Here is a 13,446-nt window from a genome sequence, read left to right as displayed (position 1 = left end):
GGCGGTGCTGCCTTTCTGTGGAAGCTGGGTGGTGCTCAGCCGAAGGAGATCCAGGTCGTCTTCAGGCCGGTGTACTTGTCGAAGGAGTGGAGCGAGAGGTCGCGTCCGAAGCCGGACTGCTTGAAGCCGCCGAACGGGGTCGCCGGACTCAGTGCGTCGACGGTGTTGACCGAGACGGTCCCGGCGTGGAGCGCCTCGGCGACGCGGTGGGCGCGCGCGAGGTCGCTGGTCCAGAGCGACGCGGCCAGCCCGTAGTCGGAGTCGTTGGCGATCCGCACGGCCTCCGCTTCGTCCCGGAACGGAAGGACCGTCAGCACCGGGCCGAACAGCTCCTCGCGGGCCAGCGGTGCCTCGGCCGGGAGGCCGGTGACGACGGTCGGGTCGACGAACGCGCCGATGCGGTCGGGGCGGGTACCGCCGTGGACCACCCGGCCGCCCTGGGCGCGGGCCGCGTCGACGGCCGCGAGCAGGCGCCGCGCCTGGGCCTCGTCGACCACCGGGCCGAGCCGGGTGGCCGGGTCGAGCGGATCGCCCGGCACGTAGGCGGCGGCGTGCTCGACGACGCGGGCGGTGAACGCCTCGGCGATGTCGGCGTGGACCAGCAGCCGGGTGTTGGCCGAGCAGACCTGGCCCGCGTTGAAGCAGAAGCCGAAGGCCGCGCGCTCGGCGGCGGCATCCAGGTCGGCGTCGGGGAAGACCAGGTTGGGGCTCTTGCCGCCCGCCTCCAGCCAGACCTGCTTGCCGTTGGACTGCGCGGCGTAGGAGAGGAAGAGCCGGCCGACGGCCGTCGAGCCGGTGAACGCCAGCACGTCCACGTCCGGATGCAGGCCGAGCGCGCGTCCGGCGGTCTCGCCGAGGCCGGGCACGACGTTGAGGACGCCCTCCGGGATACCCGCCTCGACCGCGAGCCGGGCCAGCAGCAGTACGGACTGCGGCGACTGCTCGGCGGGCTTGAGGACGACGCTGTTGCCTGCGGCGAGGGCCGGGGCCAGCTTCCAGGAGGCCAGGTCCAGCGGGAAGTTCCACGGCACGACCGCGCCGACCACGCCGAGCGGGACGCGGCGCACCAGCGCCAGATTGCCTGGCGCGGTGGGTGCGACCTCGTCGTAGAGCTTGTCGACGGCCTCGGCGTGCCAGGCGAAGCAGCCTGCCGCGCCGGGGACGTCGACAGCGAGCGCCTCGGCGACGGGCTTGCCCATGTCCAGCGAGTCGTACAGGGCCAGCTCGGGGCCGTGCTGCTCGATCAGTTCGGCGAGCCGCAGCAGCCGCCTCTTGCGCGCCTCGGGCGCCAGACCGGACCAGCGGCCGTCGGCGAAGGCAGCACGGGCCGAGCGGACGGCGGCGTCGACGTCCGCGGCGTCGCAGGCGGCGATCTCGGCGAGTGCCTTGCCCGTCGCCGGGTCGACATCGGTGAAGGTCGCGCCCGAGACCGCGTCGCGTTGCTCGCCGTCGACGAAGGCGCGGGTCTGCGGGGTGAGCGCGGCGGCTCGGCGCTGCCAGTCGGCGTGAGTAGGAGAGGGGGATGCGTCACTCATGGGAGGGGGTCCTCAGGTGTGCTCGCCAGTTCTTTGATGCGAGATTCAAACAATGGGCGAAGTCCGCGTCAATGATTACGGCGGATGATCGTTGAATTTTTTGATGCGAGTGTCAGAGAATGTCTGGCATGGCGCGACCGAAGAACCAGGAAGCCCGCCGCGGCGCACTGATCGATGCCGCCGGACGGGCCATCGCGGACCGGGGCATGGCCGGACTGCGGATCAAGGACATCGCCGCCGAGGCAGGCGTCTCGGCGGGGTCGGTCCTCTACTACTACCCGGAGCTCGACGACCTCGTCCTCGCCGTCCACCAGGACGCCGTGGAGACGTATCTGACGCAGCGACAGCAACACAGCGACAAGCCGGAGGGCCCGGTCGGGCGGATGCGCGCCGCGCTGGCCTCCGGGCTGCCGGAGGGACCCGACGACCCCGTGCACCGGCTGCTCTTCGAGCTGCACGGCGTCGCCGACCGCAGCGCCGCACACGCGGCGCTGATGGCTTCGCTGTTCGCCCGCGAGGTGGCCCTCTACTCGACGTTGCTGCAGGTCGGCGTGGCAGCGGGCGCCTTCGTGCTCGCCGCCGCGCCGGTGTCCGACCTGGCCCGCAACCTGGTCGCGATGGAGGACGGCTACGGGCTCCACATCGTCGCCCGCAACCCCGCCGTCGACCGCGCCACGGCGCTGACGCTGCTGACCGCCTACGCCCGGGCGATCACGGGTTGTCCCGACCTGTAGTCCCGTTCGCTACGCCCGCCGCGGCGAGATCGGCCGCCGTCAGCGCGAGCGCCTGCGCGCCCGCGAGCAGGGCCGCATCCGCGGCCGGGGTCGCGCAGGCGGCGGCGAACTCGCGCTGGTGGTTGACGGCCGGGAGCGAGTCGATGCCGATGTACGGGTGCAGCGCACGGACGACCCGGGAGACGTTGCCCATGTCGGTCGAGGCCCGGTTCATCCGCGCCGCCGGATCACCCGGCGCGGCGAAACGGCGGCCGAGCGACTCGGCGTTGCGGCGGTAGAGCGCGACCAGCTCCGCGTCGTTGCGGAACTCCGAGTAGGGCGGCGACTCCGGCTCGATCTCCAGCGCACAGCCGGACGCGAGCGCGCCGGCCCGGAAGCAGGCCTCGACCCGGCCCTGGACCTGCTCCAGCTCCGTAAGGCTTCCGGCCCGCACGTACCAACGCCCTTCCGTCCGTTCCGGGATGGCATTGGGTGCCTCACCCCCGCGCGTCACCAGCCCGTGCACCCGGGCGGTCTGCGGCAGTTGCTGACGCAGCAGCCCGATGCCGACCTGGGCGACAGTGAACGCGTCGGCGGCGTTGCGCCCCTGCTCCGGGTAGGCGGCGGCGTGCGCGGCCCGCCCGGTGTACTGGACGTTCAGGTGGGCCACGGCGAAGGGCTCGGCCTCGGCGACGTCGACGGGGCCGGGGTGGACCATCATCGCCACGTCGACGCCCGCGAACGCGCCGCGCTCCATCATCAGGATCTTGCCGCCACCGCCCTCCTCGGCGGGCGTGCCGAGGACGGTGACGGTCAGTCCGAGGTCGTCCGCGACCCGGGCGAGCCCGGCCGCCGCGCCCACCGCCGAGGCCGCGATGATGTTGTGTCCGCAGGCGTGCCCGAGACCGGGCAGTGCGTCGTACTCGGCGCAGAGCGCGACATGCAGCGGCCCGCTGCCGAGGGTGGCGGCGAAGGCGGTCGGCAGGTCGCAGACGCCGGGCGTGACGGTGTAGCCGAGGTCGTCGAGGAGCGAGGCGGTCCAGCGGGCCGCCTTCTCCTCCTCCCAGGCCGTCTCCGGGTTGGCGTGCAGCCGGTGGGAGAGGGCGGTCAGCTCGGGTTCCAGCGTTCCGACAGCGGCGCCGACGGCTGCGCGGACCGCCGGTCGGGCCAGCGCGCGGGCCGTCATCACAGGTCTCCGGGGACGCCGTAGCCGGGCGCCGACTCGGGTGCGAGGGCCCGCTGGACGTAGGCGTCCTGCTGCGGCTGCCACAGCCGCCACAGAGCGCCGAGTTCGGCGATCGGGTCGCCCTCGGTCCAGTCGACGCGTAGGTCGACCACCGGCCAGGGCACGGTGTCAGCGACCAGCAGCCCGGCCGAGTGCACCGGGCCCTCCTCGCCGCCGGCCGCGAGTCCGGCCGTCAGTGCGTCCAACAGCCGCTGGGCGAGCGGGAGTTCGGGCCGCGCGGCGAAGGCGTCGACCATGGCCCGCGTGACGCCGTCGGACGCCAGCATGTTGCCCGCGGCCACGCAGTCCGCACCGAGGGCCTGCGCACGGTTCCCGAGCGCGTGCTCGCCCGTGAAGGCAGCCGGGCTGCCGTCGGTGCCGACGGCGGTCAACTGGCGCCAGGCGACCAGGCTTTCGGTCTCGGCGGTGTGACGGACGGCGTCCTCGGCGCTGGAACCGGCCGCGATCAGGTCGAGCAGCCACGGGCCGAGCCGGGGGTCGGTGACGTTCTGCGTGCACACCGCCCCGACGCCCGCACGCACATGGGCGCAGCGGGAGGCGACGGCCGGGCTGGAGGAGGCGATCCCCACCCCGACCTGCCCGGTGCGGGCGCATCGGGCCGCGAGGGAGAAGGTCACAGCAGCTCACCCCGCTCGGCGGCCTTGGCGTGCCGGATCCCGGCGGCCTCGGCCCGGCGCGAGGCCGGGATGACGGCGGTGGCGTCGATCTCCACCAGCCACTCCGGGCGGGCCAGGGCGGCGACCACCAGGCCGGTGGAGACGTAGTGCACGCCCTTGAGCCAGCGGCCCATCACCTTGTAGACCGGCTCGCGGAAGCGGATGTCGGTCAGGTAGACGGTGATCTTGGTGATCTCGTCCAGCGCGCTGCCGGACTCCTCCAGCAACATGGCGATGTTGGCCATCGCCTTCTCCGCCTGCGCCTCGACGTCCCCGACGCCGACGTTCTCGCGGGTGTCCAGGTCCTGGCCGATCTGACCGCGCAGGTAGACCGTTCCCTCGACGACGACGGCCTGGGCCAGGTCGTTGGCGAGGCTCTGCTCGGGGTAGGTGGCGGCCGTGTTGAAGCGCCGCAGCCGGTGATGGACCATCAGTGACCGCTCCCGGGGCTGAGGTGGGGGTTTCGGCCGAAAGGGGCCGCAGCACCACTATGGAAGCGGCACTTCCTTTGGTAAAGCAGATCTTTTAGTGTTAGGTCATCTCCAATTCAGATGACCGAGCGGCCGGGAGGTCCGGAAAGTGGCAGCAGGCATGCCGGAACCGGCCCGGTTCACGCTGACGCAGTTGCGGTACTTCGTCGTGGCGGCCGAGGCGGGCAGCATGACCGCAGCCGCCGAGCGACTGCTGATCGCGCAGTCCGCCGTCTCCACCGCGGTCTCGAACCTGGAACACGAACTCGGCGTGCAGCTGTTCATCCGCCGCAAGGGCAAGGGCCTGGTGGCCACGGCCGCGGGCGAGCGCCTGCTGCTGCAGGCGCGGGAGCTGCTCACCCACGCGTCCGACGTGGCCGCCGAGGCGCGCGGCGGCGAGGGCGGGCTGACCGGGCCGGTGCGGCTGGGCTGCTTCGTCACCCTCTCCCCCTTCGTCCTCCCCGGCCTGCTGGCCGCGGCGGCGGAGCGCCATCCCCACCTGCGCGTCGAGGTCGTCGAAGGCGAGGCGGACGAGCTCGACCGGGCGCTGCGCACCGGACGGATCGACTTCGCGATCACCTACGACCTCGGCCTCGGGCTCGGCATCGTCCGCGAGACCGTCGCCTCGCTCCCGGCACACGCGCTCGTCGCTGCCGACCACCCGCTGGCCCGGCGCGGCAGCATCGACCTGGCGGAGCTGGCCCACGAGCCGTTCGTCCTGCTCGACCTGCCGCACAGCCGCGACTACTTCTGGTCGCTGGTCACCGCCACCGGCATCATCCCCGCGATCCGCCACCGCTCCCACAACTACGAGGCGGTCCGCTCCCTGGTCGCCCTGGGCCACGGCTTCTCCGTCCTGCACCAGCGCCCCGCGACCGACGACACCTACAGCGGCGCCCGCGTGTCCGTCCTCGCCCTGACCAACGAGCACCCGCCGCTCGACCTGGTCCTCGCCCGCATGGACGGCGTCCGCCAGACCGCCCGCGCCACCGCCGTCATGGACCTCGCCCACGAACTCCTGGCCCCGGCCTGACCGTTGGGGCCCGTCCTGGATGTGGAACCGGTTCTGCGCGCGTCAGTGGATCCGGTTGCCGCCCGGCTGGAGTTCCTGGGCGCGCACCGACTCCCGCTGCCGCCAGGCGCCGGGCGGTTCGCCGTGGTGGCGGCGGAAGGCGGCGGCAAAGGCGTAGGGCGAGCTGTAGCCGACGCTCCGGGCGATGCCCGCCATACCGAGCTCGCCGGTGCGGAGGTGCTCGCGGGCGAGGGCCATGCGCCAGTCGGTCAGGTACTGCATCGGGGTCTGGCCGAGCGCCTCGTGGAAGGTGCGGGCGAAGGCGGCCCGGGACAGGCCGCTGACCGCCGCGAGTTCGGGCACGGACCAGGGACGGCCGGCGTCCCCGTGCATGGCCTGGAGGGCGGGGCCGAGCCGGGGGTCGGCCGAAGCCCGGTACCAGCGCGGCGCGTTGGGGTTGCGGCGGAAGTCGTTACGCAGGGCGAGCACCAGCAGGACGTCGAGCAGCCGGTCGAGGACGGTGGCCTGGCCCGGTTCCGGGGTGGCGAGTTCGTACGAGAGCAGCGCGATCACCTCCCGCAGCGGATCGCCGACGGCCGCCTGCAGCGTCAGCACCTGGGGCAGCGCTTCGAGCAGCCCGTTGCCGATGTCGCCCGAGAAGCGGTAGGCGCCGCAGAGGAACACCGTCACCCCGGGGGCGTCCGACTCGGCGTCAGCGGCGTGCCGGGCGCGGAACTCCTCCGGTTCGAGGCAGTCGGCGCCCAGCTCGTGGCCGATCCGGTGGTCCGCGCCGCCACGGACGAGGGTCACCTCCCCGGGTACCAGCTCCACCGCGTGTCCCGGGTCGTCGGCGTCGAACCAGAGCCAGGCCCGGCCCCGGACGACGGTGTGCACGGAGAGCTGGATCGAGCCGGCCAGACGCAGCCCCCACGGGGGCTCGGCGACCGTCCGGGCGAACACCGCGCCGCCGGCGCGTGCCCGCGCAAGGTGATCACGCAGAAGGTCCATGCGACCAGTGTCGGCAGAACGATCGCCACCGGCAATCATCCGAGCGTTTGACGTAAAGAAGTAAGCGATTCACGCATTGATCCGCTCCTATGCGCTCTCTCACGATGGAGTCATGAACGGATCCTCACCGACCACCCTCGTCCTCGGCGGCACCGGGCGCACCGGCTCACTGCTGGCGGAGCGGCTCACCGAGCGGGGCCGGAACGCCCGCACCGCAGCGCGCAACGGCGCCGACGTTCGCTTCGACTGGGACGACCCGGCGACCCACGCCGACGCCCTGCGCGGTGTCGACAGCCTCTACCTCGTCACGCCCGTCCTACGGGTCGCCTACGCCGACCAGGTCGCGGCCTTTCTCGACCTCGCCGAGGCCGCCGGGGTGCGCCACGTCACCTACCTGGGCACCTACGGGGCCGACGACGTCCCGGCGCAGATCGACATCACGGCCGTCGAGGCCGACCTCGCCGCCCGATCGACCTTCACCCACTCCGTCGTGCGTCCCGCCTGGGTGATGCAGAACTTCAGTGACGCCCACCTGCCCGTCGTCGACGGCGCGATCACGGTCCCCACCGGCGACGGCTCCGAGGCGTTCGTCGACGCCGCCGACATCTCGGCCGTCGCGGCCGAGACGCTGCTCGCCCCCGAGCTCCACGCCGGGGCCCGGTACGCGCCCACCGGCCCGCGGGCGCTGACGGTCGGCGAGGTCACCGACATCATCACCGAGGTGACCGGACGGCCTGTCCGGCACCAGGACCTCGACGTCGAGACCTGGATCGGCGGCGCGGTCGCCGCCGGATTCGTGCCCGCCGAGTACGCGGTGATGCTCCGTTGGCTGACCGGCACCATCCGCACCGGCCACGGCTCCACGCCCAACGACGACGTCGCGCGGGTCACCGGCCAAAAGCCGACCACCTTCCGGGAGTTCGCGCAGCGCAACGCCCAGGTGTGGGCGACGACGGATCGCTAGCGCGCCCGCTGTCCCTGCGAACGAAGAGATGCGCGGCTGCCGGGCAGCCGCGCATCTCTCAGCGATCTCGAGCGAGGACGACGTCAGGCGGCGACCAGCACGGCCAGCTCCTTGGCCTTGTCCGCGGCCTCGGCCAGGGCCTGCTCGCGCGACGCCTCGGCCAGCGGGATCAGCTCGGACATGGCCGGGTTGACCTTGGCCAGCGTCAGCTCGGGGATGATCACGTGCACGTCCAGCTGCATCAGCGCGCCGAGCACGCCCTGCAGGAAGGGCGCGGCGAAGTCCAGGCCCTCACGCGGGGTGCCGGAGCCGTAGGCGCCGCCTCGGGAGGCGACCACGACGACCTTCTTGCCGGCGACCGAGGAGTTCTCGCCGGCCGTGCGGCCCATGATGATCACCTGGTCCAGCCAGGCCTTCAGCGTGGACGGGATGCTCAGGTTGTACATCGGGGCGCCGATCAGGACCACGTCGGCGGCCTCCAGCTCGGCGGCCAGCTCGTTGCGCAGGGCCATCGCGGCGCGCTGGGCGTCGTCGTGGGTGGACGGGTCGGCGAAGGCGGCCCCGATGCCGACCGCGTCCAGGTGCGGCAGCGGCTCGGCGGCGAGGTCGCGGTAGACGACCGTGCCCTCCGGGTGCTGGGCGAGCCAGTTCTCCTGGAACGCCTGGGTCACCTCGCGGGAGGCGGAGCCGCCGGCCGGCAGAGCTGCGGAGTCGATGTGAAGCAGGGTGGCCATGGCCGTTCTCCTCGTCCGAAGACATTCAAAGTAAGTGAGTTGCAAACCCTTAGGGGCTTGTCTTCTCGCACTAGCTTACTTTTTCTCAGCAGCTTGGCAAGCGGCGGTAAGCTGGTGCCATGGCGGAGACAGCAGCGGCGACGGCAGCCGCCCAGGGGGAAGAGGCGTGCCTCAGCGCGGACGCCGCGGTCGAGCGCGTCTTCAAGCTGCTCGGCAAGCGCTGGACCGGGATCGTCATCGCCTCGCTGATGGACGGCCCCGTCCACTTCTCGCACCTGCGGCGCACGGTGCCCGGCATCAGCGAGCGCATGCTCTCCGACCGGCTCACCGAGCTCCAGGCGGCCGGGCTGGTCATCCGCGAGGTCCACGAGGGCCCGCCGCTCCGCGTCGCCTACCACCTCACCGCCCCCGGCCGCGCGCTGCGCCCCGCAATGGAGGAGCTGCGCCGCTGGGCCGAGACCCACCTCCCCGCCGACGGGGGCCCCTGCGGCGGCGGATGCGGTTAGAGCACCGCTGTCGCGTGCATCTCCCAGACGAGAATCTCGGACGGCTCGACCGCGACGACGCGCTGCCCGCCGGTGGCGGTGAATCGTGCCGCGTCGCTCTGGCCGAGGAGGCCCACTCCTTCGACCTCGACCGCGCCGGACGTGACGAAGAGGTGCAGGAACGGTGCCTCGGGCAGCGTGACCTGCTGCCCCGGGCGCAGTCGCGCCACGTGCAGGGCGGCGTGCCGGTTGCGGATCCGAATCGCGGTGGCGTCCCGATGCCGGTCCATGCCCGAGGCCACCGTGACCAGTGAGCCGCTCAGCAGCTCGGCGTCGATCTCCAACTGCTCGTAGCCCGGCGTGACGCCGGCCTCGTCGGGCAGCACCCACATCTGGACGAAGTGCACCGTGGCGGTGGGGAGTTCGCCGGTCAGTCGGCAGCTGTCGTTCTTCTCCGAGTGCAGGATGCCGGTGCCGGCGCTCATCCGCTGGGCCAGACCGGGGTAGATCACGCCCGAGTGGCCGCCGGAGTCCTGGTGGACGAGCGACCCCTGGAGCACCCAGGTGACGATCTCCATGTCCTGGTGGGGGTGTGTCTCGAAGCCCGCGCCTGGCTGCACCAGGTCCTCGTTGTTGACCAGCAGCAGGCCGTGGTGGCTGTTGGCCGGATCCGGCCGACCAGTGCCGAACGAGAACGAGTGCTTGGAGTCGAGCCAGGACAGCCGGCTCGACTGCCGTGCGTCGGCGCGGCGCACCTCGATCGCTGGTATCAGTAGTCCGGGCATGGGCGCCTCGCCTTGCTAGATATTCAACATTCAACTTCAGACTATGCCGCCATGACATGAATGTTCAAGTGACAGCATGCGGAATCGATGCCTTCCCATCGCCCATGTCGTACGCAGCATGCGGCTGATACGCTGCCAGGATGAGCATTCAGGACGAGGCGCCGACCACCCAGTCAGACGAGCATGCGGCCCCGTGGCTCAGCTCCGGCGAGCTGGACTCCTGGATGGCGGTGGTCCGCCTGATGACCCGCCTCCCCTGGGCCATCGACACCCAGCTGCAGCGCGACGCCGATCTGAGCATGGTCGAGTACATGGCGCTCGCCATGCTCTCCGAGGCCCCGGAGTGGACCCTGCGCATGAGTGCGCTCGCCGAGCACACCAGCACCTCGCTGTCGCGGCTCTCGCACATGGTCAAGCGGCTGGAGAGCCGTGGCTACGTGCGCCGCGAGCCGGATCCGACCGACGGCCGGTTCACCAACGCGATCCTGCTGCCCGCCGGCATGGCGAAGCTCGAATCCGCCGCCCCGGCGCACGTGGCCTACGTCCGCCATCTCGTCGTGGACAACCTCTCCGGCGAACGCCTGCGCCGCCTCGGCCAGGACGCCGAGCGCATCCTGCAGCGCATCGACTCGCCGGCGCGGTGACCTGACGCGTCAAGCCATCGTCGATCAACTTGCTTGAAAATTCTGCAGTGCATCTCCTTGCGTTCTGGGATGACTTGAATGTTAAAGTTAATCCGTACGCGGAAGCCACCCGGCGACCACTCATCCGGCCGTCGACGGACCAGGAGAGTCGAGATGTCCCACGACAACGAGAAGATCATCCGCGCCGCATACCAGGCCGCCGAGGAGCAGGACGTCGCGGGCTGGATCGGGTCGTTCACCGAGGACGGCACCTTCACCGACATGTCCCTCCCGCTCACCTACAAGGGCCCGGACGAGCTGGGCAAGACCGTCGAGGTCTACGCCGAGGCCTTCCCGGACATGCACCGCTCGCTGGAGCGGTTCTACGTCACGGGCGACATCGTGGTCGTGCAGCTGCGCCTGCAGGGCACCCAGAACGGCCCGCTCCAGCTGCCCACCGGCACCGTCCCGCCGACCGGCAGGCGCATGGACGCCCCGTGCTGCGACGTGTTCGAGCTGGTCGACGGCAAGATCAAGCGCTTCGACTGCTACCCCTCCGGCACGGTCATCGCCGCCCAGCTCGGCCTCGCCTGAGCCATCCGGGGAATGCGACCCCGCTCCGACACGCTGCAACTTGAGCCTTCAATTCGGCGGGGCTAGGGTTTTAGTTGAAGGCTCAAGTCAAAGAGGAGGTCATCATGACCACCGCAACGCCGAAGCCGGGACGCTACGCCATCGACGTCCCCCGCTCAGAGATCACCTTCACCACCAAGCACCTTTTCGGGCTGGGCACGGTCCGTGGCAGCTTCCGGCTGCGCGGCGGCACCGTCTCCCTGGCAGAGCCGCTCACCGAGACCCGGGTGGACGCCGTCGCCGACGCGGCCAGCTTCGACACCGGCAACAAGAACCGGGACCGCCAGGTCCTGTCCAAGGCGCTGCTGCACACCGAGGTCTACCCCGACATCGTCTTCGCCTCGACCGGGGCCGAGCTGGACGGGTCCGGCGTCTGGACCCTCCAGGGACACCTGACCGCCCACGGCGTCCGCGCGCCCGTCACCTTCACCGTGGCCAAGGCCGAGGTCGACGGCGAGGAGATCACCGTCGAGGCGACCGGAACCGTCGACCGCTACGCCCACGGCGTCACCAAGCTCAAGGGCATGGCTGGACGCCACCTCGTACTGGTCGCCACCGTCCGCGCCCGCCGCACCGACGAAAGCACCGCCCAGTCCTGACAGTGAGCGGTGAATATCAGGCGAACGCGGTCGCCAGCAGCGCGGCCGTCTCGGCGAGCAGCGGCTCGTCGGTCGGCGCGGTGGCGTCGTGTTTGGTGGACAGGACGGCCATGACGATCGGGCGCCGGGCGGGCGGCCACACGATGGCGACGTCGTTGGTGGTGCCGTAGCTGCCGCTGCCGGTCTTGTCCGCGACGGTCCAGCCGGTGGGCAGTCCCGCCCGAAGACGCTTGCCACCGGTCGTGTTCGCCAGCAGCCAGTCGGTCAGGCGCTCCCGGTCCGCCCGGTCGAGGGCGTCGCCGAGGGTGAGCCGGGCGAAGGTCCGGCCCAGGGCGCGCGGGCTGGAGGTGTCGGTCACCCGGCCCGGCTCCGCCGAGTTCAGCTCGGGCTCCCAGCGGTCGAGCCGGGTGACCTCGTCGCCCAGGGAGCGGCAGTAACGGGTGATCGCAGTCGGGCCACCGAGCAGGCGCAGCAGCAGATTCGCCGCCGTGTTGTCGCTGTAGTCGAGCGCGGCGGCGCACAACTGACTGACCGTCATCCCGTCGGCCAGGTTCTCCGGCAGGCCGGTGATCGGCGCGTAGCCCGAGCGCGTGACGTCCGCCTGCGTGTAGTGGATCCGCTCGGCGAGGAACGTACCGTCACGGTCGAGGTCCCGGAGCACCGCCGCGACCTCGACCGCCTTGTACGTCGAGCACATCGGGAACAGCTCGTCGGCCCGGTGGAGCACCGCCCGGCCGGTGTGCAGGTCGCGTGCGAAGACGCCAAGCCGGGCGGAGTGCGCCCGTTCGAGCGCGCGGAACCGCCCAGCGATCCCCGCCTGGGCGGCGTCGTCCGCGTCCTGGGCGAAGGCCGGCCCCGCGCCGGGAAGAGCCACGGTGAGCGCCGTCAGGGCAGCACCGGCAAGAAGGCCGCGTCGGCTCGGGTGCAACTCCATGAATGTCTTCCTCCACCTGTGCGTACGCGACATATCCCCAGTTACTGACGCAACACGCTGCAGGCCAGTTCCTTGACGTGACGGCGACGGAGCTGACGGTCCATCAACTCAGACGGGTGCCCGCCATGCCGCCATCCGGTGCAGCTTGCGCGCCGTCATGGCGCGTTGACGGCTGAGCCACCGGGTCGTCTGTCACGGTGAATCACCCCGATCGGGGGCAACGACGCAGCTCACCGACCGACGTACTGGTTCGCCCGCAGGGGCGGGACATCACGGAGTCCTCATGCAGCAGAGTCCGCACCTCGACCGTCAAGCCCGCCTGGCCCGGAAGGTCCTCGGGCTGGCGCTCGCCCTCGGCGCCGTGGTGGGCGCCGGCGCCCCGGCCATGGCCGCGCAGAGCAGTGCAGAGAGCAGTGCGCAGAGCGGTACGCAGAGTGGCGCGCACGCGGTTCCGGCGCGGCCGGACGGCATCGGCCCGCGTACCTGGAGCCAGGTGCCCGGCTCCGCCCGGCAGATCGTCCTGGTTCAGGGCGCGGGCTGGAACTCCTCGCACAACACCGTGTCGCTCTGGCAGTTCAGCAACGGCAGCTGGCAACGCGTGGCCCAGTGGAGCGGCCACAACGGCGAGCGCGGCTGGACCTCGGACCACTATGCGGGCGACATGCACACCCCCACCGGCGTCTACACCCTGCACAACGCCGGCGGCCGACTCCCCAACCCCGGGACCCGGCTCAGCTACCAGTACTCCCGCGGCCTCTACGCCCTCGGCGGCCACTCCGCCAACGGGGCCTCCCGGTCCCGCCTCTTCGACTACGTCGTCGCCATCGACTACAACCGGGTGGTCGGCGCCCCGCCGACCGACCAGCGCCGCCCGATGGGCTACTACCGCGGCGGCGGCATCTGGTTCCATGTCAGCGACGGGAACTACACCGCGGGCTGCGTCTCCAATCCGGAGAACGACATGCGGCTCACCGAGCGCTGGCTCGACCCCGCCGCCCATCCGGTGATCGTCATGGGACCGTCGTCCCTGGACGCGCAGTGACGATCGG

16 protein-coding genes are annotated in these 13,446 nt (G+C 71.6%); 8 read left to right on the top strand and 8 right to left on the bottom strand.

Annotated features, from left to right (window positions below):
- Positions 1-35: 35 nt before the first annotated feature.
- On the bottom strand, positions 36-1,535 hold the full coding sequence (locus tag ABH928_RS22155; protein ID WP_370069124.1) for an aldehyde dehydrogenase: 1,500 nt from the start codon (positions 1,533-1,535) through the stop codon (positions 36-38).
- Positions 1,536-1,663: 128 nt separating this feature from the next.
- On the opposite strand from ABH928_RS22155, the gene ABH928_RS22150 reads away from it, so the two are divergent.
- Complete coding sequence (locus tag ABH928_RS22150; protein WP_370069122.1) at positions 1,664-2,269, top strand: TetR/AcrR family transcriptional regulator; 606 nt, start codon at positions 1,664-1,666, stop codon at positions 2,267-2,269.
- Here ABH928_RS22150 and ABH928_RS22145 read toward each other — a convergent pair.
- Genes ABH928_RS22145 through ABH928_RS22135 form a run of 3 tightly spaced genes read right to left on the bottom strand, consistent with a single transcriptional unit; the run spans position 2,247 to position 4,581 of the window.
- Positions 2,247-3,434 carry a M20 family metallopeptidase gene (locus ABH928_RS22145; RefSeq protein ID WP_370069120.1) on the bottom strand — a complete coding sequence of 396 codons (1,188 nt, stop codon included), beginning with the start codon at positions 3,432-3,434 and terminating at the stop codon, positions 2,247-2,249. The two genes, ABH928_RS22150 and ABH928_RS22145, sit on opposite strands and share 23 nt — an antisense overlap.
- Entirely contained in the window at positions 3,434-4,111 is a 678-nt protein-coding gene (locus ABH928_RS22140) for a DUF1028 domain-containing protein (RefSeq protein ID WP_370069118.1), read from the bottom strand. The genes ABH928_RS22145 and ABH928_RS22140 overlap by 1 nt, the downstream gene beginning before the upstream one ends.
- Positions 4,108-4,581 (bottom strand): RidA family protein, encoded by a 474-nt coding sequence (locus ABH928_RS22135; protein ID WP_370069115.1) that lies wholly within the window; start codon positions 4,579-4,581, stop codon positions 4,108-4,110. Before ABH928_RS22135 ends, ABH928_RS22140 begins: the two co-directional genes overlap by 4 nt.
- A gap of 160 nt (positions 4,582-4,741) precedes the next feature.
- Between ABH928_RS22135 and ABH928_RS22130 the strand changes: the two genes are divergently transcribed.
- Positions 4,742-5,653 (top strand): LysR family transcriptional regulator, encoded by a 912-nt coding sequence (locus ABH928_RS22130; RefSeq protein ID WP_370069113.1) that lies wholly within the window; start codon positions 4,742-4,744, stop codon positions 5,651-5,653.
- Between the two features lie 42 nt (positions 5,654-5,695).
- Here the strand turns inward: ABH928_RS22130 and ABH928_RS22125 are convergent, their stop codons facing one another.
- Positions 5,696-6,640 carry a cupin domain-containing protein gene (locus tag ABH928_RS22125; RefSeq protein ID WP_370069111.1) on the bottom strand — a complete coding sequence of 315 codons (945 nt, stop codon included), beginning with the start codon at positions 6,638-6,640 and terminating at the stop codon, positions 5,696-5,698.
- A gap of 112 nt (positions 6,641-6,752) precedes the next feature.
- Here ABH928_RS22125 and ABH928_RS22120 point away from each other — a divergent pair, with 112 nt between their 5' ends.
- A complete protein-coding gene (locus tag ABH928_RS22120; RefSeq protein WP_370069109.1) occupies positions 6,753-7,604 on the top strand; it encodes an NmrA family NAD(P)-binding protein in 852 nt (283 codons plus the stop codon).
- Between the two features lie 83 nt (positions 7,605-7,687).
- On the opposite strand, the gene ABH928_RS22115 is transcribed toward ABH928_RS22120, so the two are convergent.
- The gene (locus tag ABH928_RS22115) at positions 7,688-8,338 is read right to left on the bottom strand and encodes an FMN-dependent NADH-azoreductase (RefSeq protein ID WP_370069107.1); all 651 of its coding nucleotides are present in this window, start codon (positions 8,336-8,338) and stop codon (positions 7,688-7,690) included.
- A 119-nt stretch (positions 8,339-8,457) separates the two neighbouring features.
- Here ABH928_RS22115 and ABH928_RS22110 point away from each other — a divergent pair, with 119 nt between their 5' ends.
- Positions 8,458-8,844, top strand: coding sequence for a winged helix-turn-helix transcriptional regulator (locus ABH928_RS22110; protein ID WP_370069105.1), 387 nt, complete (start codon positions 8,458-8,460; stop codon positions 8,842-8,844).
- Here ABH928_RS22110 and ABH928_RS22105 read toward each other — a convergent pair.
- Positions 8,841-9,608 (bottom strand): pirin family protein, encoded by a 768-nt coding sequence (locus ABH928_RS22105; RefSeq protein ID WP_370069103.1) that lies wholly within the window; start codon positions 9,606-9,608, stop codon positions 8,841-8,843. The genes ABH928_RS22110 and ABH928_RS22105 overlap by 4 nt on opposite strands.
- Before the next feature lie 140 nt (positions 9,609-9,748).
- Here ABH928_RS22105 and ABH928_RS22100 point away from each other — a divergent pair, with 140 nt between their 5' ends.
- From ABH928_RS22100 to ABH928_RS22090, 3 genes are all read left to right on the top strand, one after another.
- Positions 9,749-10,252 (top strand): MarR family winged helix-turn-helix transcriptional regulator, encoded by a 504-nt coding sequence (locus ABH928_RS22100; RefSeq protein ID WP_370069100.1) that lies wholly within the window; start codon positions 9,749-9,751, stop codon positions 10,250-10,252.
- Positions 10,253-10,405: 153 nt separating this feature from the next.
- Positions 10,406-10,825, top strand: a complete 420-nt coding sequence (locus ABH928_RS22095) for a nuclear transport factor 2 family protein (protein ID WP_370069098.1) — start codon at positions 10,406-10,408, stop codon at positions 10,823-10,825.
- A 104-nt stretch (positions 10,826-10,929) separates the two neighbouring features.
- A complete protein-coding gene (locus ABH928_RS22090) occupies positions 10,930-11,463 on the top strand; it encodes a YceI family protein (protein WP_370069096.1) in 534 nt (177 codons plus the stop codon).
- Positions 11,464-11,479: 16 nt separating this feature from the next.
- Here the strand turns inward: ABH928_RS22090 and bla are convergent, their stop codons facing one another.
- Positions 11,480-12,397, bottom strand: coding sequence for a class A beta-lactamase (gene bla, locus ABH928_RS22085; RefSeq protein WP_370069094.1), 918 nt, complete (start codon positions 12,395-12,397; stop codon positions 11,480-11,482).
- A gap of 283 nt (positions 12,398-12,680) precedes the next feature.
- On the opposite strand from bla, the gene ABH928_RS22080 reads away from it, so the two are divergent.
- On the top strand, positions 12,681-13,439 hold the full coding sequence (locus ABH928_RS22080; protein ID WP_370069092.1) for a hypothetical protein: 759 nt from the start codon (positions 12,681-12,683) through the stop codon (positions 13,437-13,439).
- Positions 13,440-13,446: the final 7 nt, after the last annotated feature.

Origin of the sequence: Streptacidiphilus sp. MAP5-3 (assembly GCF_041262505.1) — a bacterium.
Classification (GTDB): domain Bacteria; phylum Actinomycetota; class Actinomycetes; order Streptomycetales; family Streptomycetaceae; genus Streptacidiphilus.
Note: the sequence above shows the minus strand (reverse complement) of the source record. Positions and strands in the feature narration are given on the sequence as shown.